This window comes from Thermoactinomyces daqus, from assembly GCF_000763315.1.
Classification (GTDB): Bacteria; Bacillota; Bacilli; order Thermoactinomycetales; family Thermoactinomycetaceae; genus Thermoactinomyces_A; species Thermoactinomyces_A daqus.
Window position 1 is genome coordinate 1 of the sequence record NZ_JPST01000035.1, and the last position, 21,760, is coordinate 21,760.

The 21,760-nt window shown below is 48.6% G+C and carries 27 protein-coding genes, 1 tRNA gene and 1 pseudogene; 6 read left to right on the forward strand and 23 right to left on the reverse strand.

The window, feature by feature from the left end:
* Positions 1-26 precede the first annotated feature (26 nt).
* Together JG50_RS0113615 and JG50_RS0113620 are read left to right on the forward strand one after the other, a co-directional pair.
* Positions 27-539, forward strand: coding sequence for a 2'-5' RNA ligase family protein (locus JG50_RS0113615; protein ID WP_033101798.1), 513 nt, complete (start codon positions 27-29; stop codon positions 537-539).
* Between the two features lie 21 nt (positions 540-560).
* Positions 561-995 carry a GNAT family N-acetyltransferase gene (locus tag JG50_RS0113620; protein ID WP_033101672.1) on the forward strand — a complete coding sequence of 145 codons (435 nt, stop codon included), beginning with the start codon at positions 561-563 and terminating at the stop codon, positions 993-995.
* Here the strand turns inward: JG50_RS0113620 and JG50_RS0113625 are convergent.
* Entirely contained in the window at positions 992-1,837 is an 846-nt protein-coding gene (locus JG50_RS0113625; RefSeq protein ID WP_033101673.1) for a PHP domain-containing protein, read from the reverse strand. The genes JG50_RS0113620 and JG50_RS0113625 overlap by 4 nt on opposite strands.
* 19 nt (positions 1,838-1,856) lie before the next feature.
* A complete protein-coding gene (locus tag JG50_RS0113630) occupies positions 1,857-2,504 on the reverse strand; it encodes a hypothetical protein (RefSeq protein WP_152568588.1) in 648 nt (215 codons plus the stop codon).
* 162 nt (positions 2,505-2,666) lie between these two features.
* Between JG50_RS0113630 and JG50_RS0113635 the strand changes: the two genes are divergently transcribed.
* Complete coding sequence (locus tag JG50_RS0113635; RefSeq protein ID WP_033101675.1) at positions 2,667-2,999, forward strand: hypothetical protein; 333 nt, start codon at positions 2,667-2,669, stop codon at positions 2,997-2,999.
* Positions 3,000-3,051: 52 nt separating this feature from the next.
* On the opposite strand, the gene JG50_RS0113640 is transcribed toward JG50_RS0113635, so the two are convergent.
* The 5 genes and pseudogenes from JG50_RS0113640 to JG50_RS0113655 form a co-directional block, all read right to left on the reverse strand.
* Positions 3,052-3,273, reverse strand: a complete 222-nt coding sequence (locus JG50_RS0113640; RefSeq protein WP_033101676.1) for a hypothetical protein — start codon at positions 3,271-3,273, stop codon at positions 3,052-3,054.
* Between the two features lie 103 nt (positions 3,274-3,376).
* Positions 3,377-4,732, reverse strand: coding sequence for a hypothetical protein (locus tag JG50_RS18965; protein ID WP_235281694.1), 1,356 nt, complete (start codon positions 4,730-4,732; stop codon positions 3,377-3,379).
* Positions 4,733-4,735: 3 nt separating this feature from the next.
* Positions 4,736-4,804: pseudogene (locus JG50_RS21120) on the reverse strand (SEC-C metal-binding domain-containing protein); the annotation flags it as partial.
* Positions 4,805-5,130: 326 nt separating this feature from the next.
* Positions 5,131-6,123: a 3D domain-containing protein gene (locus JG50_RS18970; protein ID WP_052154332.1), complete on the reverse strand. Its 993-nt coding sequence runs from the start codon at positions 6,121-6,123 to the stop codon at positions 5,131-5,133.
* A gap of 147 nt (positions 6,124-6,270) precedes the next feature.
* Complete coding sequence (locus tag JG50_RS0113655) at positions 6,271-7,260, reverse strand: VanW family protein (RefSeq protein ID WP_052154333.1); 990 nt, start codon at positions 7,258-7,260, stop codon at positions 6,271-6,273.
* A 233-nt stretch (positions 7,261-7,493) separates the two neighbouring features.
* Here JG50_RS0113655 and JG50_RS0113660 point away from each other — a divergent pair, with 233 nt between their 5' ends.
* Together JG50_RS0113660 and JG50_RS0113665 are read left to right on the forward strand one after the other, a co-directional pair.
* On the forward strand, positions 7,494-8,831 hold the full coding sequence (locus JG50_RS0113660; RefSeq protein WP_033101677.1) for a cytochrome ubiquinol oxidase subunit I: 1,338 nt from the start codon (positions 7,494-7,496) through the stop codon (positions 8,829-8,831).
* Entirely contained in the window at positions 8,828-9,841 is a 1,014-nt protein-coding gene (locus JG50_RS0113665) for a cytochrome d ubiquinol oxidase subunit II (RefSeq protein WP_033101678.1), read from the forward strand. The genes JG50_RS0113660 and JG50_RS0113665 overlap by 4 nt, the downstream gene beginning before the upstream one ends.
* A 70-nt stretch (positions 9,842-9,911) precedes the next feature.
* On the opposite strand, the gene JG50_RS0113670 is transcribed toward JG50_RS0113665, so the two are convergent.
* The 14 genes from JG50_RS0113670 to JG50_RS0113735 form a co-directional block, all read right to left on the reverse strand.
* A complete protein-coding gene (locus JG50_RS0113670; protein WP_033101679.1) occupies positions 9,912-10,640 on the reverse strand; it encodes a gamma-glutamyl-gamma-aminobutyrate hydrolase family protein in 729 nt (242 codons plus the stop codon).
* A 117-nt stretch (positions 10,641-10,757) separates the two neighbouring features.
* A complete protein-coding gene (locus JG50_RS0113675; RefSeq protein WP_033101680.1) occupies positions 10,758-10,973 on the reverse strand; it encodes a DUF378 domain-containing protein in 216 nt (71 codons plus the stop codon).
* Positions 10,974-11,170: 197 nt separating this feature from the next.
* Positions 11,171-12,283: a flavodoxin-dependent (E)-4-hydroxy-3-methylbut-2-enyl-diphosphate synthase gene (gene ispG / locus JG50_RS0113680; protein WP_033101681.1), complete on the reverse strand. Its 1,113-nt coding sequence runs from the start codon at positions 12,281-12,283 to the stop codon at positions 11,171-11,173.
* 268 nt (positions 12,284-12,551) lie between these two features.
* Entirely contained in the window at positions 12,552-12,746 is a 195-nt protein-coding gene (locus JG50_RS0113685) for a YqzE family protein (protein ID WP_033101682.1), read from the reverse strand.
* A gap of 17 nt (positions 12,747-12,763) precedes the next feature.
* Positions 12,764-13,309: a shikimate kinase gene (locus tag JG50_RS0113690; protein WP_033101683.1), complete on the reverse strand. Its 546-nt coding sequence runs from the start codon at positions 13,307-13,309 to the stop codon at positions 12,764-12,766.
* Positions 13,310-13,341: 32 nt separating this feature from the next.
* Positions 13,342-13,716 (reverse strand): hypothetical protein, encoded by a 375-nt coding sequence (locus JG50_RS0113695; protein ID WP_033101684.1) that lies wholly within the window; start codon positions 13,714-13,716, stop codon positions 13,342-13,344.
* Positions 13,703-14,236, reverse strand: a complete 534-nt coding sequence (locus JG50_RS0113700; protein WP_033101685.1) for a hypothetical protein — start codon at positions 14,234-14,236, stop codon at positions 13,703-13,705. Before JG50_RS0113700 ends, JG50_RS0113695 begins: the two co-directional genes overlap by 14 nt.
* Positions 14,173-14,547, reverse strand: a complete 375-nt coding sequence (locus JG50_RS0113705; RefSeq protein WP_033101686.1) for a hypothetical protein — start codon at positions 14,545-14,547, stop codon at positions 14,173-14,175. Before JG50_RS0113705 ends, JG50_RS0113700 begins: the two co-directional genes overlap by 64 nt.
* Positions 14,544-14,978, reverse strand: a complete 435-nt coding sequence (locus JG50_RS0113710; protein ID WP_033101687.1) for a GspH/FimT family pseudopilin — start codon at positions 14,976-14,978, stop codon at positions 14,544-14,546. Before JG50_RS0113710 ends, JG50_RS0113705 begins: the two co-directional genes overlap by 4 nt.
* Positions 14,975-15,310 carry a competence type IV pilus major pilin ComGC gene (locus JG50_RS21010; protein ID WP_052154334.1) on the reverse strand — a complete coding sequence of 112 codons (336 nt, stop codon included), beginning with the start codon at positions 15,308-15,310 and terminating at the stop codon, positions 14,975-14,977. The genes JG50_RS0113710 and JG50_RS21010 overlap by 4 nt, the downstream gene beginning before the upstream one ends.
* A 17-nt stretch (positions 15,311-15,327) precedes the next feature.
* A complete protein-coding gene (locus tag JG50_RS0113720) occupies positions 15,328-16,374 on the reverse strand; it encodes a type II secretion system F family protein (RefSeq protein WP_033101688.1) in 1,047 nt (348 codons plus the stop codon).
* Positions 16,343-17,431, reverse strand: a complete 1,089-nt coding sequence (locus tag JG50_RS0113725) for a GspE/PulE family protein (protein WP_052154335.1) — start codon at positions 17,429-17,431, stop codon at positions 16,343-16,345. Before JG50_RS0113725 ends, JG50_RS0113720 begins: the two co-directional genes overlap by 32 nt.
* A 250-nt stretch (positions 17,432-17,681) precedes the next feature.
* Positions 17,682-18,389, reverse strand: coding sequence for a pirin family protein (locus JG50_RS0113730; protein ID WP_033101689.1), 708 nt, complete (start codon positions 18,387-18,389; stop codon positions 17,682-17,684).
* 21 nt (positions 18,390-18,410) lie between these two features.
* Positions 18,411-18,812, reverse strand: coding sequence for a DoxX family protein (locus JG50_RS0113735; protein WP_033101690.1), 402 nt, complete (start codon positions 18,810-18,812; stop codon positions 18,411-18,413).
* Positions 18,813-18,978: 166 nt separating this feature from the next.
* Here JG50_RS0113735 and JG50_RS0113740 point away from each other — a divergent pair.
* Positions 18,979-19,053: transfer RNA gene (locus tag JG50_RS0113740), tRNA-Gln, on the forward strand.
* 41 nt (positions 19,054-19,094) lie between these two features.
* On the opposite strand, the gene JG50_RS0113745 is transcribed toward JG50_RS0113740, so the two are convergent.
* Complete coding sequence (locus tag JG50_RS0113745; RefSeq protein WP_232330936.1) at positions 19,095-19,784, reverse strand: TerC family protein; 690 nt, start codon at positions 19,782-19,784, stop codon at positions 19,095-19,097.
* 208 nt (positions 19,785-19,992) lie between these two features.
* Entirely contained in the window at positions 19,993-21,645 is a 1,653-nt protein-coding gene (locus JG50_RS0113750; protein WP_033101691.1) for a M20/M25/M40 family metallo-hydrolase, read from the reverse strand.
* Positions 21,646-21,760 lie beyond the last annotated feature (115 nt).

Consider the following 21,760-nt stretch of genomic DNA (forward strand, 5'->3'; position numbering starts at 1 on the left):
CTTAATTTATTGAGGGAGGTATGTTGATGTACTACGGAATTGCAATATTTCCACAAAAACGTGTCCAAGACCTGGTCAATTCTTACCGCAAACGGTATGATCCCCACTACGCCTTGATTCCTCCGCACATCACGCTGAAAGAAAAGTTTGAGCTGTCCGATGATAAATTGGAGAAAACAGTGGCCGACCTGGAGAAAATAGCCAAACAAATGAAAGCGTTTAAAGTCCGTTTTCACAAGGTCAGCCATTTTCATCCTACAAGCAATACCATTTACCTTGCCATTGATCATGAAGAGCCGATAGTCGAGTTGCACAATCAGATCGAGCAGCTGTTTGAACCAGTCGAAGCCCCTTACGATTATATCCCCCATCTGACGATTGGCCAAAAGATGTCCGAAGACGAATTGCACGACGTTTACGGAAGCTTGCGCATGCGCAAATTTGAGCTGGAAACGCTGATTGATCGCTTCCATCTTCTCTACCAATTGGAAAACGGCTCCTGGAGTATTTATCAAACATTTTTATTAGCCAAACAATAAAAAACAGAAAGGAGTTCCAACTTGTCCATTGAGATAAAAACAGTTGAATCAGAAACAGAATTGCAGCAAGCTTTCTCCATCCGCCGCACCGTCTTCATTCACGAGCAAAAGGTGCCCGAGGATTTGGAAATGGATGAGTGGGAACAGTCGGCCACCCATTTTCTCGCTCTGGAAGACGGGAAACCCATCGGTACCTGCCGTCTGCGCTGGATCAGCAGCCAGGAGGCGAAAGTGGAGAGAGTGGCCGTTCTCGCCCATAAACGGAACACAGGGGCAGGCCGAAAGTTGATGCTGGCCGTGGAAGAAACGGCCCGACTGAAGGAGGCCCGCGCCATTCGTCTGAACTCCCAAATCCAGGTGGTTCCCTTTTATGAGAAATTAGGGTACCGGACAAATGGCGCTCCCTTCTTTGAAGCCGGGATTGAACATATTCCCATGATCAAAGAGCTGAATTAACGCTGCTTTTGCGCCGCTTGTCTCAGCAGTTCCACCACGGATACATCCGTCGTGCAAGTACCGAGCGGTGCATGATACATGGAACCATTTCTCTCGCCATGAAAATCTGATCCCGCAGTTGCGATCAGCCCGAAAGCTTTCGCCATCTCCCGGTATTTTTCTTTTGCATCCTCAGGATGGTCGGGATGATTTACTTCGATTCCGTCCAATCCTTTTGAAACAAGCAGCGGGATAAGGTCGTCTTGCTCATATAATCCTGGGTGGGCAAGAACGGCCGCACCTCCGCTGGCATGAATCAGCTCGATTGCGGCAAACGGGGAAATCCGTTCCGGTGTCGCGTATGCTTTGCCGTCTTTGCCGAGATATTGGTCAAATGCTTCATCCATGGTATGTACAATCCCTTTGTCGATCAGAACTTCGGCGATATGCGGACGACCCACATTCAGATCCTTGCCCTTTCCTTTTTTCTTTTCCATCACCTCTTCCATCGTGATGGAGATCCCAAGCTGGTTCAAATTGTTGATGATCATGCGATTCCGTTCTTTCCGCTTATTGCGCTGTTCCTCCAATTTATTCAGCAGATGAGGATGATCCGGAATCACAAACAATCCGAGCATATGAATTTCTTTCCCCTGCCACAAAGTGCTGATCTCCACTCCCGGCACAACCGTTATTCCCCGTTTCTCCCCTTCAGCCAACGCTTCTTCCACACCGGCCACCGTATCGTGATCCGTGATCCCGACCGCTGCCAGTCCGGCACTTTCTGCCAATCGCACCACATCCCTGGGTGAGAAAAGTCCGTCAGAAGCAGTACTGTGCGAATGAAAATCTACCTTTGCCATTGATTCTCCCTCCTCGATGTTAAAACAGATCGCGAAACAGCGCCATACCTTCCCTCTGCATAAAAATCCGGCACGAAAACGCACTTTGGGCAAGGCGGGATCTTAACCAGGCAATCTTCTCTTCCGCCTGCCTGATCGACAGCGGAACGACCGGCCCGAGCAACAAAAACTTCACTCCTACCTTGACAGGACGCACGAATGCATAATCGACGTCCCGTGCCTGATGCGGCCAGTCCTCGCGGGAAACGGAAAAACGCGGAATCTCCTCCCTCCACTCTGTCAAATGGCAATACTTCTGATCGCGTTTGATTCTAAAAATGGAAAAGTAAGAAGCAATCAGGGTGGAAACATACTCCCATTCTTCCTCTTCAATTTCCGATTCCCGAACGGCCCTTTCGACCACGCGCTCTCTTTGCACACTTACATAATCAAATAAAAACCAGGATTGAAAAACCCTCTCCGGCAAAGAAACCAGGGATGTCTCCTTCCCCCTGCGGTATCCCGTCAAAGTGCCGAATACGTACAGCGCCCGCATTTTCTCGCGAAACGAAATTGTCTTCTCCGCATAAACTTCGATTTGGCCCAGCAGTTTAAAAAACGATTCTTCCTTTTTCTTCTGCCACTCATCTCTCCAAGATAAAAAAGGAATCGGTTGATCTCCGGCCATGGGCAAAACGATCTCTCCCTTTCCCCTTTTTCTACTTCAATTTATCATAAAATCATATAATCTCGCATAAAATTAACTGCTTCCTTCCACTTTGAAAAATGGGGATTGTTCATCCCGAAAAAGGGGTATGCAATTGGTAACCACTTGTAAGGAGGGTTTTTCGTGAAGTTAAGAATGAAAGCGCTTGCGGGAATTTCTTGTCCTGACCACAAAATGGATCGGATTTTAAAAGCCCAAGGTTTTCGTTCGTCACACAATCAGCCGCCCGTCTACAATATGGAAATCAGAGATGCCGCTTCGGGAGGCACTTACCGCCTTACCCTCCCTACTTCATTCAAGAAAAAAGAACACAGGACAAAATATTTGGGATTGGACACCCCGACCATTAAGCTGCAATCCCCGATGAACAGCAAATTTGAATCATTCGTACCTGAGCCGGTCGTAACCGCTGTATGGGGGAAAATAGAAGAAATCGCTTCTTATTTGAAATCTTAACGCGCGAGAAAAGAGCACCCGTTGCAGGCGGGTGCTCTTGTACACTCAACAATCAAGTACGTTCCTTGATCTCCTGTTTGATCTGTTCCGCCAGTTCATTCGGGTTTCCTGCGAACGAACGGGATTGTTTGTCCACACCTAACTCTTTGCTGATCTCGTTCATCATCTCTTCTACTTTTTCACCTTGTCCGCCGGGATTTTGTCCGGCTTTTGCCTGACCAGTCCGTTTCTCTTCATTTCCCTTACCGCGAAACAAGTTCAAAAAGCGGAACATAAGAAGATCCTCCTTTTGTCGAGTGTGAAATTAGTATGTGATCTCCCATTTCGTTCCATACCCAAAACAAAAGGAAGCCAAAGATTACCTGTTTTGGCTCCCTTCATTTATTTCCGGACACTTGAACTTGGTTGGCCTGTGACATTGCCGGATATACACCTTCAACACGGGCAAAACAATAACCGGAAGGCGTTTTTTTCACGACTCCTCTGACCCAGTATCTCCTTTCCACCCCTGTGGAAGGCAAGCCGGAAAGGGGGACGGGTTCCCATCTTCCATCCACCAAAACGACCGGTCCGGAGGAGGATACCGCAAACTGCATCATCACGGATTCTTGCTCCTGTGAGTCGCCGGGATCATTTTCACTCAATTCCATCAGCGATTTTCTCATTTCCACTGCTTCCGGCAGGGCGCGGATCAAGGAAATGTAGATTTGCTTATAAATGCCGTAAACGCTTGAAATCTCCTCCTGCTCCAACCAACGGAACAGGTGTTTGAGCGTATTGAGAAAAATGCGCGCCCCGTTCGGGGAGATCTTGGCATTATCCAGATACCAGACGCTCAGGAAATGAACGAGCGCTTCTTCGTTGAGCAAATTCCAGTCAAATGCTTGTCCATATCGAATCGACAGGTATTTGTACAACCATTCGAGGGTGCGGCTGTAAAATTGCTGCGTCCCTTTTTGCAATGGAGCAACAAAGGAAAGAAAAAATTGCTCCAGCTGAAGCATGGTTCGGGGGGGCAGGTCTTCCTCCTTTTCTTTCGCCATCGGCCAGAAGAAGCCGTTGATCGGTTCAGGCGTTGCTGACGGAACAGCTTTTACCTGCTCCAATTCCTCAGCCCGACTGATCGACCATCCGAACACTTTCCATCCTTTTTCCCAAGTGGTCAACTCTTGGCGTTTTTCATCTACTTGGCTGTATTTTTCTAGTTGCACGAGTATCTCCCCTCTCATCTCCTGCACAAAAGAGGTATAAGGGCCGAAAATCTGATAGCGATTGCCGATCCTGAGCAATCTTGTAAACAAAAGGGATTTCTCCGCAATGGCTCCCGCCGGCAAAACGGTAAACTCTTGTCCGGTTTCCAGTTCTTTCAATATGATGTATTCTTCTTCTTTTTTCGTTACTTCAAAGCAGGTAAACTTCGACTCGGAGAAATATCGGGCCAAGCGCTCTTTTTGCGGTGCCTTGCGCAAGGTGGCACTCCACACTTCGACAGGCCGTTTGCGGTTTAAACAGGGGGCATCAAATAAAATCCACAAGCGAAAGGATGTGGAAAATTCTTTTGGTATCGGCTGATCCATCGGAAACTGAAGCAATTTCTTGAAACGATTCGCCCATTCGAGCTGTTTCCCCTCCGATACCCGCTGATTAAACCAGCGGTTAAGCTCTGACAACAGTTCGTTTTTCAATTGGCTTTCACGCGCTTCACGGGCTTTTTCAGCCGCGTCCAGCGTCACAACCCTTTCACAACATTTTTTGAACTTTTTTCCACTGCCGCATGGGCAAGGTTCATTCCGACCTACCATCATGACACCTCGGATGCAGTATTCCTTGCCTTCAGTATAGCTGAAACAGCATCAAAAACAAATATTTACCAATTCATCCTGATTTTCTGATTGCAGGTTCTCGGTCGCTTTTTCATATATCAATAATATATATACCTTTATATAAAGGGTTGTAAACCATTTAATTAAAAATAAAAAAAGGCCGGATTGAAAAGGAAGGAAAGAAAAAATTTTGCAAAGACGCTTGGCATTGGCATTTCAGGTGGATAAACGGAGTCCCTGTTAAATAATTCCCTATCAAACAAAAAAATACCTGCAACGAATAAACATTGCAGGCAATTTTTTGTTTATTATTTTAAAATCTTGATCGTAACCGTCCGTCGACCCCAGTTGATCGCTTCTTGTTCAGAATCGAAAAATAAATCGATAATCTTTCCATTGATCGCTCCACCGGTATCTTCGGCCACACCGTAACCGTAACCCGGTATGTACAATTTTGTTCCCAGCGGAATGACGTCAGGGTCAACCGCAATCGTTCCGCGATGGGGGTATGTGCCCGTAGCCGTTCGGGAACCGGTAGCAGTATATCCTGTTGCCTCAACCGTCAAAGTTCCCGTCTCTTTGGCTGAAGTCAGATTGACGCTTTCCTTTTGGGCCATTTCTTTGTTGGTTCCGACTTTCACGATTTTCTCGACAGGCTCGACAGAATCGATCAGTTTTTGCGTAACGACGGGTTCTCCATCTTCCACGACCGGTTGACCATTTTTGTACAACATGGTCACCTGATAAACCTTTTTCCCTTCTTTCCCGTCCTGTTTCACTTCCGTTTTGCCATCAGCCATCTGGTTGTCTTCAATTTTCTTCGTTTTGTACGGAACCTCTTCGACCTTCTTCTTCACTCGCTGCTCCAATCGATCTACTACGATTTTAGTTCCTTCCTTAATCTTCTGATTAAGCGGAACATTGATTTCATCCCAAGCAGTTAGTTGGACCTTTTTCGACTTTAAAACATCTTCCACGGTCTCTTGCGTGGTTTGGAAAGTTCCCAGATCCTTTCCGGCAACACTTAACGAAACGCGGCATTTACAGGTAAGCTGAACCGTTTTTTGCCCGCCCAACTTCTGATCCCAGGGAATGCTCGGTTCATAGTTCTGTTTAAGCTCTGCGACAGAATAGCCTTGCTTTGTCAAAGAGCTCGCCAATGTATCGTCATTATTTTCCAGATTAATTATTTTCGGTTGGTCGCTAAAGGTTACTTTTACCTGCTGCGGTTCTGAACAACCCGTGAGCAGACTGGGCAGGATGAGGATCATCGCAAGGCTGTTTAGAAGGATCCTTTTCATCAAATACCTCCTTCTGAATAAAAGCCTGAACAATGATTGATTATAGCAGAACTTTACCTACCAATCTATTATTTTGATTGATTGTCATATATTCCTCTATTTTAATACAAATTATGTTTATGCTCACGGGTCGTCAATTGTTCCTTGCTATTCTTCCAAAAAAGTCCCCTGGTGCGGTGCAGGGGGGATGGATCGCGGATAATAGTGCACATTTTTCGGTCCGTAAATGGAGATGGTCAACCTGCCTCTTTGTATCTCCGCCTCAATTAAAATCGGTTCATTCAACTGATTTTGGAAACGAAAATCCGGCCCGCCCCACGAAACGGTTGCATCGCGATATTTCGGCACATAAGTAACCATTTTACTGTGACTGACCCGTTGGATCACTCTCAGCCCCGCCCGGTCAACTGAGTTGAACAAGGTTGAAGAGGTTTGGCAGATCCCTCCTCCAATCCCCTCGCTGTATTCCCCTTTGACAATGATCCGTGCCGGACGGTATCCTCTTGCCAGCGACCGTTCTCCGACGATGCGATTGAAGGAAAAAATTTGTCCGGGCAGTAAAACCGTATGATCAATCGCTTGGACGGACAGTCGAATATTATGGGTGCGATTCAAATTTCGCGCATTAAAATAAGTTGAATAGGAGGACAGCTTTTTTTGTTTCAGTTGTTGCAATTTTTTTGTGGTAAGCTGCGGCTGAATCCAGATAACCGGGACTTCGAGAGGCCTGCCCAAATATTCATGGATCGAATCGAGCCACTCGTATACTTTCTGCCGGTCCACTTTTCGCCCCAACTGATGAGGAATAATCCGGCGCTGACGGTCAAAACGGGCAGATCGTGCCGGTCGGTTGATCTCATGTTCAACCACAAGTGAAAACCAATTCATAAAGGCTTGGCGGTTTAATGTGGTGGGATCCACTCCGTCAAAACCGATTTCACTGAGCGGAAAGATCCACTCCTTATGCTGGAAGCGAAAAATCATCACAGATGTGTAAAGACGGGGAGATTCTGCCGGATGGAGCGATGCCGGAGGTCGGGTATAAGCGTCCGACTTCAAGCTCCCTCCGGGCAAAACAGGACAAATCAGGCACACGGCCAGCAGCAGGGGAAAAAATCGAGTTCTCAACCAGCACATAAACGTCCCCCCTTTTTGTTCCCTAGTCTTTGTCAAAAAAAGGAGAGCTATAATTTCACATCACTTCCATCAATTCTGACTTTCGATACCTATTTGTTCATTATTGAACAAAATTGATTTATTTCCTTTTAAAATTGTTGATTTTTATTGTCAAAGTTCGTGAATAAATGTACAAAGTGATGGCGAATGCGTATGATTAAGATAAAATTAGCTCTGAGCAGGAGGAATTAAACATGGACTCAGTTTTGTGGAGCCGTATTTTGACTGCTGAAACGCTGGCATTCCACATTGTTTGGGCTACCATCGGTGTAGGTGTCCCCATTTTTATCTGCTTGGCCGAAGGATGGGGAATCTGGCGCAAGGATCCCCATTTCATCCTGTTAGCCCGCCGCTGGACGCGCGGTTTTGTCATCACCGTAGCCATTGGCGTGGTAACCGGAACCTGTATCGGCCTGATGCTCTCGCTTCTGTGGCCGAAATTTATGCAACTGGCAGGCAATGTCATCAGTTTGCCCTTGTTTATGGAAACCTTTGCCTTCTTCTTTGAAGCAATTTTTTTGGGCACTTATCTCTACACCTGGGATCGTTTCCAAAAACCGGTCTATCATTGGCTGACGTCAATCCCGATTATCATCGGTTCCTCGATGTCCGCCGTCTTCATCACGACTGTCAACTCTTTTATGAATACCCCGGCAGGTTTCAAGCTTTCTGCTTCCGGACGGGTGAGCCATATCGATCTGATCGCCGCCATGCTTAATCCGTCCACTCCGTCAGAAGTGGGCCATGTGCTCTCTTCCGCATATGCCACGTGCGGTTTTTTGCTGGCCGCCATCGCCGCCTGGCACTTATTAAAGGGAAAGACGCACGTCTATTACAAAAAAGCGCTTCATTTAACGATGGCAATCAGCTTTATCCTGTCCTTGCTCACCTTTGTCGCCGGCGATCTTTCCGGCAAGTTTCTGGCCACTTGGCAACCGGCCAAACTTGCGGCCGGAGAATGGCATTTTGACACACGAACCAATGCGCCTCTGGTGATTGGCGGCATACTCGATGAAAAGAATCTGGAAGTGAAATACGGACTGGAAATCCCTTCGGCGTTGAGCTTTCTCGCCACCGGATCCATCGACGGCAAAGTGACCGGGCTGAAGGAGATTCCGCGCTCGGAATGGCCGCCGCTCTTCATCCACTACCTGTTTGACGCGATGGTGGGAATCGGCTTTTATCTCATTTTCATTTCCGCGGCTTATCTCGCGTATTGGTTGTCGAAAAAGGAGATCATCCAAAGCCGCTGGTTGCTCCGGGGAATTGTTTTGGCCGCTCCGCTCGCGTTTCTGGCCATTGAGTTTGGATGGATTTACGCCGAAGTGGGAAGGCAGCCCTGGATCATCACCGGGTTGATGCGGGTGGATCAGGCTGCAACTACGGCGGATAATGTGGGAATGGTTACCCTGATGTTCAGTCTCCTCTATCTCTTGCTCGCCATTGTTGCCATCAGTGTCCTCTCCCGCTTGTTCAGAGGACGGCCGGCGGAAACGGAACTTCATGCAGTTGAAGGGAGGAGCCGGACATGAACTTGGCAATGGTCGGAATCACGGTTTTGTGGACGTTCTTGTACGGTTATCTCCTGATCGCCTCGATTGATTTCGGGGCTGGATTCTTTTCCTGCTACAGCATGCTGACCGGAAAAGACCATATCATCAACCGGATTATTGACCGCTATCTGTCTCCCGTCTGGGAAGTAACCAACGTTTTTCTGATCTTTTTCATCGTCGGCCTTGTCGGCTTTTTCCCGGAAACCGCTTATTATTACGGGACGGCATTGCTGATTCCCGGGTCAGTGGCATTGATTCTGCTGACGATTCGCGGTTCTTTCTATGCCTTTGCCAATTACGGGGCGCGCAAGAGCAAGTTTTATTTGCTCCTCTACGGGTTGACTGGTCTGTTCATTCCCGCTTCCCTGTCAACGGTTTTGACGATTTCAGAAGGGGGTTTTATTGAAAAAACGGGGGATCGCCTCTTATTTCGGGCAGATCTTCTTTTCACCAGCCACTATTCCTGGAGCGTTGTCTTCCTGGCTTTGGTCAGCATTTTATATATCAGCGCCAGTTTTCTCACCTTTTATGCTGATCGGGCAAATGATCTCCAGGCCAGGGAGCTTTTGCGAAAATATGCCCTGTTTTGGAGCGGGCCTACAATTTTGGCCAGCTTGTGGGTCTTTTGGGAGCTTTCCCGGCACAATCCGGAACATTTCTCCCGTGCCCTCTCTGTCGGCTGGATGTTCGTCACTTCCTTTTTCTGCTTTTGTATTGGCGTCTGCTTAATGTGGAAACGGAAAAATCTGGGCATCGCGTTTATCTTCGTCATGTTCCAGTTCGCCTGCGCTTTTTTTGGTTACGGCATTTCCCATCTTCCTTATCTGTTGTATCCCTTTATCACCATTCATACCGCTTTGACGAATACCACGATGGGTATGGCATTGGTGATCGCTTTTATCGCCGGTCTCTTGCTCCTGATTCCATCCATCGGGCTTTTGCTCTGGCTGTTCCTTTTCAACGCCGGCTATGTTCGCGGAAAAAAATAAAGGAAAACGATGAGGAAAGCATGAAGAGGGCGAAACTCCTTTCCGGAGAAACGCCCTCTCTTATTCGCTTTTACCGGAAAACCGCCGATTTTTCTTTTCTCTTTTCACAAGCCGCTACAAAGGCCCGAAACAATCGTTTCGCATGATCATCTTTTGCCACCATCGACTCAGGATGCCACTGCACCCCCACCACAAACTCATGCGCAATGCTTTCAAATGCTTCAATCACCCCGTCACTGGCGACCGCCGTCACTTTGAGCGGAGACACCACTTTGCGGACAGCCTGATGGTGAAAACTGTTTACTTTAATCAGCGACTTCGCAAAAATCGAGTAAAGAAGGGAATCCTCGGCAATTTGAATCGTATGGGAAGCATGGCTGCGCGGGGCCTTTTGCTGGTGTTGCAATACCGCCTTCTTCTGGCCGGGTAAATCCTGATACATGTCTCCGCCCATCGCAATATTCAAAATTTGGCATCCGCGGCAGATGCCGAGGATCGGCTTGCGTTGCGCATTAAACTGCTCAATGAGGGCAATTTCCATTTCGTCCCGGTCCGGCACGATCTCACCCAACCCGGGATGAGGTTCTTCGTCAAATAAAGTCGGGTCAATATCGCCTCCGCCGGTGAGGAGCAAACCGTCAACCAGTCTGCTCATTTCCGCGATCAGTTCATCATCGACCGTATAGGGAAGCAAAAACGGAATCCCCCCGGCAGCGATGATCACATCGCTGTATTCCTGCGATAAAAATTGTTTTTTGCTTTGCTCAAGGGACATGGTAATCCCGATCACCGGTTTCATCTGAATCTCCCTCTCCTGTTGTTGTTCCTCCTTTTTCGATCTTATCTTATGTTTACAATTGACGAAAGTATCAAAAAACAACGCACACAAAAAACTCCAGACCAAAATGGCTGGAGTTTATTTGGCTGATGCAGGTTCGCGATTACTGAACAGGAAGCTGATCGCATAAAGGCCGGCAATCCCGACAATTGCATAGATCACGCGACTCAGAAATGAGGATGCACGGAGCGATTCACCGCCAAAAATCGCGGAAACCAAATCCCATTGGAACAATCCAACCAACAACCAGTTCAAAGCCCCAATGATAACCAAAATTAAAGCCAATTTTTTCAACGCTGCTCCTCCTTTCCCCACTGTTTACGTTTATTATCCCGCACCGCAGGAAAAACATGCAGGGAAACTAAAGGTCCATCCCGGGCAGCATCTCTGACCGGGGCATGAGAATACAGGATAGGTGCGACCATGCCCCCCCGGGCTGTGATGCATATTTACAAAAAAAAAGCAACCCGATGGTTGCGGGTTGCCGGGAACTAGACTCCCAGTATATCCTTTTCTCGGTTTTCTTCTTTTTGCTTTTGATAATATTCTTCCGCCAGTTTGTCGATTTCTTTTTTCAATTCGGCGACCATATCTTTTTCCGGGATTTTGCGAATGATTTTCCCATGTCGGAACAAGAGGCCTTCCCCGCGGGCACCGGCAATCCCGATATCCGCTTCCTTCGCTTCACCGGGACCGTTAACTGCACATCCCAAAACAGAAACCTTGATCGGAGCGCGAATTTTGGAGATATAATCTTCGATCTCATTGGCAATGCTGATGAGGTCGATTTCGATTCGCCCACAAGTCGGGCAGGAAATCAGCGTCGCCGCGTTTGCAGCCAACCCAAACGCTTTTAAGAGCTCCCTTGCCACTTTTACTTCTTCAACAGGGTCAGCACTCAGGCTGATCCGCACCGTATTTCCGATTCCCATCGCCAAAAGCGCTCCCAGTCCGGCAGAACTTTTCACTGTGCCGGAAAAAAGGGTTCCCGACTCGGTAATCCCGAGATGTAACGGGTAATTGAATGTTTCCGCCGCTTTCTTGTAGGCGTCAATCGCCAAACGGACATCCGAGGCTTTCAGCGAAACGATGATATCATGAAAATCGAGCTCTTCCAAAATGCCGATATGGTAAAGGGCGCTTTCGATCATTCCTTCTGCTGTTGGATACCCGTATTTTTCCAAAATCCGCTTTTCCAACGAACCGGCATTGACTCCGATGCGGATCGGGATCCCCCGTTCTTTGGCCGCTTTCACGACCGCCTCCACTTTTTCTCTTTTACCGATATTCCCCGGATTGATGCGAATTTTATCAATTCCGCCTTCGATCGCTTTTAAGGCCAGTTTGTAATCAAAATGGATATCTGCAACCAAGGGGATGTTTACTTGCTTTTTAATCTCCGGAATCGCTTCGGCTGCGCGCATGTCCGGACAAGCGACCCGGACGATTTGACAGCCGGCTTCTTCCAGCCGTTTAATCTCTGCAACCGTCGCTTTAACATCATGCGTTTTCGTTGTCGTCATGCTTTGGATAACCACTTGGTTATTCCCGCCAATTTGAATGTTTCCAACTTTGACGGGCCTTGTTTCCGTACGATGATACATAAAGGATTCGCTCCTTTTGCCGTAACGTGAAGTCGATGTTCGGCATGTTGACCTTCCTTTATGCCGCCAACAACCGAATGAAGAATCATGAGTCCCTGAACTCCATTTACCAAGTATAACATATCACACCGGCAAAGAGAAAAGGAGCACAAACGCTCCTTGTCAATCTTTTTTTGCTTTCTGTTCAATTTTTATTCCACATTGAAACCACCGGTGCTCAAGCGAAAACCATTTTCCACGTGGCAACGGCCACCTGTCGCCCCTGTTGCTATTCATTTTCCCGTCTCAGCCTGGAACGCTGTTTGTCCATGTACATTCTCATGGAAAAGGGGATCATGCCAAACCATTTGACAGACCAGGGTTCTTTTCTCATCTGTTTCAGTTCTTTCCGCTCAGAGCGAGGCGTCTCCATATACCAAATCATCCGCTGAAGCAGAAACTGAATCCATTCTCTAAAAGACATTGATTCCACCTCATCCCTTAGCTTAGCCGGTGAAATCGCCGTTTAAACGCTTTTTCCCAAAAGGAAACAATCTCTTGCACGACCCCGTCTACACTTCGCCCGGTGGTATCGACGGTGAGATCGGCAAAGTCGTACAAACCTTCTCTCTCCTTCATAATGGCGTATACCTTGGTATGTAACTCTCCCTGCAATAACGGACGCTCATCAGCGGCACGACCGAGACGCCGGATAATCTCTTCCGGTTCGGCGAACAGCTGCACGACAACCCCCTTTTCCCGCATCATCTCCCTGTTCTCTTCCTTTAACACAATTCCTCCCCCGGTGGTGAGGAGCAAAGGGGAACCGTTCAGCAGCATCTTCAGCAATCTGGTCTCCTCTTGCCGAAAAGCAGCCTCGCCGGCACGGGCAAAATACTCTGCGATTGTGCAGCCAAACCGCGCTTCCAGTTCCTGGTCGGTATCCTTCCATTCCAGTTTCAGCTTTTTCGACAATTCCCGACCGACAGTAGTTTTACCTGTCCCCATCATGCCAATGAGAATCAAATGGCTCTTTTCCTGGTTCATTTCTACCTCCACCTGGATTTTTATTCTCTATCTTAGCGGATCCAGCGGTGGATGGCTAGCGTGTGCGGGTCAAGCTCCACTTCGCTCGTCTGCATGACGCCATTTTTTCCATAGGCTGTTGCCTGCACGCGGGTCATCTTCTCCCCTTGTTGAAGAATCCATGTCTCCACATAAATTCCATTGATTTGCAAAAGGCCTTTTTTCCCGGCACTTCCCATCTTCAGCTGCTTCCGAAGCACGGCGATTCCACTCTCCGACGCATATTTGCAGCGAATCTGTTCTTCATAGAGAGCCTGTGCCTGCTTCGTGTCAGCTGAACCGATGATCAGAAACGTGAGCAGCGTAAACAAAACCGTCAGGGAGGCGATCACCACCGGGAGGGCGAAGCCCCGTTCATTCCGCCTCATCAGATGTTCTCACCCTTCCTGCGACATATGTGCTCCAATCCAGGCTCGCATTCCAGTTCTGCATGCCGATTTTCATTCCCACACCGACAGGATCCGGGACAAAAGCGATATAATAAACATCCTGCAACAAAATGGTATTGCCCTTGAATGCTGTTTCTTCCTGTGCGCGGACGCTGCGGATCACCCGGCGTTTTTGATGCCGATAGCAAACGGTGTCTCCGTTCGGCAATTGAAAATACAGGGAGCCGTTATCCATTCGAAAATGGCTGCCCTGCTTCAATTCCTGATGAATATAACCGGAAAAAGCCATCGATTCCATTACCAACCGCTCTTTGCCATCCAACCCTTTGATTTCCGACATAAAGGTGCGTGTGATAAAAAACAGGGCCGGAAGCAGTATCAACAAGACGCTCATGGCAATGACCAATTCGAGATAGGTAAAACCGGCTTCACCTTTTAATCCTGAAAGCGATGCGTCATCCACCTGGCGCTTTTCGTTTTTCCATCTTTCCCTTTCCATTGAACCTCCACTTCCATCTGGTACAAGAACGGCTCAACCGCGCGGCATTTGGTCTGCAAAAGATACACTTGCTTCGGGAACTCTTCGCTTTTTACTGTTTTGCTTTCACCGGCGCAACGATCCGGAAAAGCCGACAGCTGCTTTTCCATTTCATTTTCCATCAAATGATCGATTTCCAGCCGGATGATTTCCTCTGTTTCCTTCATTTTTATTTCGTGCAGGACAGGAACGGCAAACACCATAAACACGCCGATCAGCACAAGCGACATCGTCACCTCGGCCAAGGTAACCCCTTCTTCTCCCCGCTTCATGGCATCAACTCCGCTTTGGGCCGGCCGGACGCCACCTGAATCACCAATTTTCCGACCAGTTTTTCCGCAGACAAGATGCGGATCGTTCCTCCCTGAACCTGCCCGGTCTCCCGGAAAATCACCTGATTTCCCTTATAATTGCTGGCAAGACGATATTTGTCGGGAACCGGGATGGTCCGAATCTCCTCCTCTCCCTGATACACTTCGATTTCACGGGGATTCAGAAAAAGAGAAACTTCGCTTTCACGGGAGACAGCCTCCAACTGGGCCAATTGGATCTGTGTGGCCAGAGAATCCAAAAACATCTCCCTTTCCGCCCGCTCACCCAAAACCGACAATGCCGGCAGCGCAATCGCAGCCATCAGTCCGAGCACGAACAAAATCAACAACACTTCGACCAGCGTCCACCCTTGTTCCCCGACATGCTTCATTTTTGGCATTTCACTCTTTTTTCGGAGGAGATTTGCGGATTACGGTCAATCACATAATGCCCCCCGCCCGGACACGCCGGCACCGATCGCAGATAACCCCGTTTCACCAATTCCGCCACGCTGCCCGGGTACTCTCCGTATTCCAGATAGTAGTTATCCGCTTGTGCGCTGATCATCTGTCTGTTCGCGCGATCCGCCCGATCCTTGGCTTTCTCCCCAGCCGCCTTCAAATTAGGAATCGCAATCGCCAAAATGAGACCGATAATAAACAAAACCACCAACATTTCCACCAAGGTAAATCCTTTTTCACCATTCCCCGTCATGGTTGACATCTGCCACTCTCCTTTCATTAAAGCGCCCGCACCAGCTGCAATACCGGCAGGAACATGCCGATGACCGTCAGTGCAACAAACAACCCGATGGCAAATATAAACGCGGGTTCCAAACTCCTCGTCAGCCGTTCGATCTTGTATTTCATCATCTTCTCCGTCCCCTCGGACAGATGGAGGAGAATTTCATCCAATTTTCCTGATTCCTCGGCCAACGTGACCATCTGCACGAATAAAGGCAAAAACAGTGGTTCCGCTTTTTTCTTCACCGCTCCGGCAAAAGAATCACCCTGCATCAAGCACTTTTTCACCTTATGTATTCTGCGGGTTAAAAGAACCCACGGAGTCAGCGTCGCCATTACATCAAGCGCCGTCAGCAATGGAACGCCCGCGGCCAGCAGCGAACCCAACTGAGTCGCAACATAATGAGTGAAACGGTACCGGTAATACTGCCCAATGCCCGGAAGCCACAACAACATCCTGGTAAAAAAAGCTTGTAGCCTGTCAGAGCTCATCCGGATCAATCCACCGCCCACCGACAACAGACATATGGATCCCCCTGCAAACAGCAAAACGGAATGAAAGGAATGAGACAAGAGAAACATCCATTGGGTGATGGCCGGCAACGGAATCCCAAGCGTCTGATACAGTTCGGAAAATCGGGGCAAAACAATCGAAACCAGAAAAAAGATCGCACCGATTGCAATGCAAAAGACCAGCAGCGGATAAAAACATGCTTGCCCGAATTCCCGGCTCCATTTGGCCCTTGCGGCATAGTAGGATGCGCACTGCTTAAACCCGAAAACGTAATCGCCGTGTTCTTCGGCAGCGCGAATAAACGAGATGAACAGATTGGGAAAAGCGCACTTTTGCAAGGCGGAAGACAGATTCCCGCCATTTTCCAATTCTTTTTTTAATTTTTCGTATAAAGAAGATGTAATCAATTGTTGTGTCACCAGCAAATCCAAACAGGTCAGCAGAGAAATTCCGCTTTCCAGCAAATGCCCCATCTGCTGGCTGAACACCATCAACTTTTCAGTTTTCCACCGGCGTTTCATCCGCACCATCAATCACCCGCATCCATTCCTCAATCGTGGTTTCATCTTTCCTTACCTTGTCCATCACAGCGTCGCTGATCCGCTTCATGCCGCTGTCGATCAAGAACGCGCGCAACTCGCGCAAAGAGGCCCGCCCCACGATCAGACGTCCCAGATCTTCACCGGACTCCATCACCTCAAAAACACCGGTGCGCCCATAGTATCCCGTATTCCCGCAATCGGCGCATTTGCTTCCGCGGCAATGTGCACACGGCAAACGCACCAGACGCTGTGCAACGACACCGGCCAGGGCAGCTGCAACCCGAAACGGCTCGATCCCCATGTCAATGAGGCGCATCACGGCACTGGCTGTATCATCGGTGTGAAGCGAGGTGAGGACGAGATGGCCGGTCAGGGCAGCGCTGATGGCAATGGCGGCCGTTTCAAGATCCCGGATTTCCCCGATCATGATCACGTTGGGATCCTGCCGCAGCACCGCCCGCAATCCTCTGGCAAATGTCAAACCGGACTTGGGCAGGATCTGCACCTGATTGATCCCCGGCAACTGCAGTTCGATCGGATCTTCCAATGTCACAATATTGGTTTCGACCCGGTTTAATTGTTCCAGCATCGCATAAAGCGTCGTCGTTTTCCCTGATCCCGTCGGTCCGGTAACAATAATCAGGCCGCTCGCTTTTTTCAGCAGGCGCTCAACCTTGGCCCGTTCCTCCGCTTCCATGCCCAGATTTTCCAGCTTCCGCGGTTGACCGCGGGTTTTGAACAAACGCAGGACAATTTTTTCTCCGTAAAGTGTCGGAAGCGTCGACACGCGCAGGTCGAGCTGACCCCGGGCGATTTTCCCGTCTTGCGGAATTCTTTTCTCGCTGATATCCAAATGGCTCAGTAATTTGACTCTGGCCGTGATGGCCGCAGCATGCTCCGCCGGAAGCAAATCATGCTCTTGGAGAAAACCATCGACGCGAAGCCGCACCCTGAGTCCGTGCTGCATGGGCTCCAGATGAATATCGCTCGCCCGCAGTTCCTGTGCTTTTAAAAAGAGATCATCAATGTAATCGACAACATTCAAGCCAGCCTCATTCCTCCCTCCCGGAAAAATCCATAAAAATAAATTATTTTACAATTTCTACCTTTCTTTCTGATATCCTTCCCCGATTTCGACAAATTCGGAATTATTTGTACAACTTTCCCTATTTTCTGCACGCACAAAAAAAGGGGAGGATCATCAGATCTCCCGGCTTTTTTCAAAAACATGCAACCAGTTTGCCAACAGACTCAAAACATTATGAGCTCCCCGAAGTTATTCATGATGATCGGACTCAAGGCAAATCAATCAGCATGAATCGCGCATCGGATTCAGCATCCAACTGAAGTACGGGGGTTTGCGTGATGCGGGCAGAATCGCGTCTGTTTAAGATCGCTTCACCTTTATTAACAACCAATCGTCCCTCAATCGCAAACAGGAAAATTCTCCGTCCCGGCTTTTGCGAAAAGACGATTTCTTTTCCTTTTTCCAGATCAGCCAAGTAAATGGTCAAATCCTGATGAATATGGGCAATTTCTTTGGAAGCAGGATTTTTCGCGACAATCGGCAAAAGACGATTTTTCATCTTCTCAACCGGAAATTCCGTTTTTTCATAAGAGGGCGTCAGCCCTTTTTGCTCAGGCAGAAACCATAATTGCAAAAAATTTACTTTTTCTTCACTGGAAGGATTCACTTCCGAATGGACGATCCCCGTGCCTGCGGTCATTCTCTGAACACCGCCGAATGTGGTGGTTTCCGTCGCTCTCGAGCTGTCCTCATGCCTTAATTGCCCTTGCAGAACAATCGAGACAATTTCCATCTCCCGGTGGGGATGGGGGACAAAGCCGGTGAGCGGGGCAACAATATCATCATTCAACACCCGCAGGGGACCGAATTGAAGATTGTTTGGATCATAGTAGTCGGCAAATGAAAAACTGTGCGCTGTCTTTAACCAACCGTGATCGGAGGTGTATCGTGATTCAGCCGGATATACTTTCAACATTTTTGACTCCTCTTTCTGTCATCATCTGAATAGAACGGCATCAAGCGAATATGTTCCCGAACCGGTGCAGGCGACACCGACGGCAACGACAATCAGGATCAAATTGTATTCATATCCCCCTTGTGTCACCCAGTAACCATTCTTTCCATGAACTTTAAAAACAGCCACCAGCATTGTCAACACAATCAAAACGGCCCCGACAGGTCCCCCAAGACCGGCGGCAAACAAAAAACCGCCCGCCAGTTCACCCAATCCGGCCAAAAAAGCCATAAATAAACCCGGCTTGATCCCGATCGATTCAAACCATTGTCCTGTCCCTTTCAGACCAGGCCCGCCAAACCAGCCGAACAGTTTTTGCGATCCATGCCCCATAAACGTCAAACCGACTGCAAGCCGAATCAGCAAAAGACCGGTATTCATCAGACTCCCTCCATTTCTGATAATTTCTGTAATGCCATCTTAACCTCATTCACTTACTTTTGTCAAGTAACTATTAATAAATAATTGACTAAAGGTGATTGCATGGAAATGTTTTCGCGTGATCGTGAATAATTTTTTCCGCAGCGGCGATGCTAAGGAATAGAGTCGATGGGGAATAGCCAAGCGGTAAGGCAACGGACTTTGACTCCGTGATGCGCAGGTTCGAATCCTGCTTCCCCAGCCAAAAAACAGCATGAGCAAAGGAAACATTTCTCCTCCTTATGCTCATGCTGTTTTTTGTTTGCTGTTCACCTTCTTCATCACATGACCCCCGACCATGACAAGAATGGCCAAAACAATCGGAACCGCCGTATCCAAATAATCCTGTCCCCCGGACAGATAACTGCGCACCAAAGGATCTCCGATCATTAATTCACCGGCAGTATACCCGAGGATGGCGGTTCCTGCATAGATAAGCCAGGGGAGCCGTTTTAACAGGGAAGCCACCAGCCCGCTCCCCCACATGATAATGGGAATGCTTAAAGCCAGACCAAACAGGACCAGTACAACACTGCCGTGCGCCGCTCCGGCTACCGCCAGCACATTGTCCAGGCTCATCACCACATCCGCCACAATGATCGTCTTAATCGCGCTTTTCAGGGTACGGCCAAGGGACACCTCCGTGCCTTCTTCTTCATCAGCCAGCAAATTGACGGCAATCCATAACAACAAAATCCCCCCAATTGTCATGAGGAGCGGAATCTTCAACAGATACGCGGCGATCGCAGTGAGAGAAGCGCGCAAAATGACCGCCATTCCAGCACCGATCATGACCGCTTTTTTTCTCTGATGCTCAGGCAGGTTTCGCGCCGCCATCCCGATTACCACCGCATTGTCCCCGCTCAAAAGGAGATCCAGGATAATGATGTTAAAAAAGCCAATCCAAAAAGCCATATCCGTTAGCCAACTTGCCATGTTTTTTTTACTCCTTTAAACAGGCATGCTGATACCGGCTTCGCCTTTTTGGCGGACCAACATGCCTGCCCTCTTAACCTTTCACAACTGGCTGAAGAAGCAGAGAAAGCGAACCCTCAATTTGAGATTCGCATACCGCAAAGTGACGCTCCGCCAGACCGGAAAGAACTTTCATGTCCAGTCAGTTGGACACCCTCGTTAACTAAAATTATGAGGAAAACAAGTGCCTGATTACCGCAACCGTCAAATTCGGAACAATTTTCATCGAGTAAGAGATTTCAACCCGTTCCCATTGTTTATGGGCATCTTTGCCATAAGGACCGATATTGATCACGGGGACATCCAGCTGACGGATCGCTTCCAGATCCATCTGGTGCTTCACTCCCCAGACGGGCATGTTCATTTCAAAGGCCTGAATCTCTTTTTCATCATCACTCAGCGCCACAAAGCTCATGTCCGAAATATACGGAAAAAATTTGCGAACTTGTATTTTTTCCGCACAGTAAGGTTCGATTTGCTCCACAGCGCGATGAACTGCTTCAATCAGGCGGAAGTCGCGCGGATCATCTTCGTTCAGGACAACACGGGGGATATACGGAGATGCGAAAAACAGGATGACCGCCGGTTCCGCATCCCCGCCCCAGCGCCATAATTCCTCTACCATCTGCTTGGCGTACTGGCGTATATCCACTGATTCCTTGTTCAGCATATTGTGGGAAAAAGCCAGGATCTGCTGTTCAAACTCCGCCCCGTGTTTTTCCCGGCAAAGGTGGTAAAATTCCTCATATGTGAAAACGCGCGGTTCAATCTCCGGAGGAACATACGAATTTCCGCTTAATCGGCTGTAAAGGCGACCCCGCTGGTGATACTTTGCAATGGCCGCTTCAAACGCTTCACGGGCAATCCCCTTCAACCGGCACAAAACATCGCGCGGCGACCAACTGTGAACAAAAAAGTTGTAGTAAACAAAGGCGGTTTGTGGAGTTTGCACATCATACTGCTTTTTTAGATCAGTCTGTTTCAACGAAACCGGAGGCATCGTCACCTCGCCGAACATTTCATCGCACAGATCAGGATTGTAATCAATGCGGGAGGTAAGTTCAGCCGCAATCAGGTTTGGGTCGAATCCTTCAAACGCCTGACCGACATGCGTCTCTTTGCCGACAATATAAAAGGCGGGGAGCAGTTTGCCAACCGTACCCAAATAAATATAGCGGTTCGGGTCCCCGTCAAAACGCGGGGCCGTATAATCGGAATTCACCGCGGCAATGAACCGGAGTTCTTCTTCCCGGGCCAGCTGATGGATGTCGGCCAGAGCAGATAAAATTCCCCGCGAATTATTCTCTTCATCACATGTGACCAGAAAGAGAAGGTTCCCTTGAAAACGGTGCCTGTTTTCGGCAAAGTAGCGCAAAATCGCCATATTGCCGGCAACCCCGCTTTTCATGTCCAAAACTCCCCTGCCGCCCATGTAATTCCCGCCGGCCAAGTCCCTGGCAACGGCAGCGGGAATTTTTCCTTTGCTCCATTCCCTGAGCAGCTCATCCGGTGAAAAGGCCAGTCCCATCCATTTGCCGTAATCCTCGACACCCACGGTATCCAAATGCCCCATCAAGATCACCGTTTCGGAACAATTTTCATCCCTTCCTCTGACCAGCGCCAGCACATTGTACCGTTCCCGGTCATCATGCCGGGTCGGCGTAATGCGCAAATGATGCGGATGATCAAGGAAATAAGGGAGCTGACGCAATTTTTCATAAATAAAAGCCGCCATGTCCCGCTCCCCGATCGTGCCGACAATGCTGGGATGCTCGACGAGCTCTTTGGTTAAAGCACAGATTTCATCCTGGAAGTTAATCATCGCTGATCCCCTCCATTTCAAAATATCGAAAAATATATCCAGGGAGGAAGATTCTGATTTCATCAAGTTTGAAAGCGATTTTTGAGGAGGCAAACTCAAAAATCGCTTTCTTCAG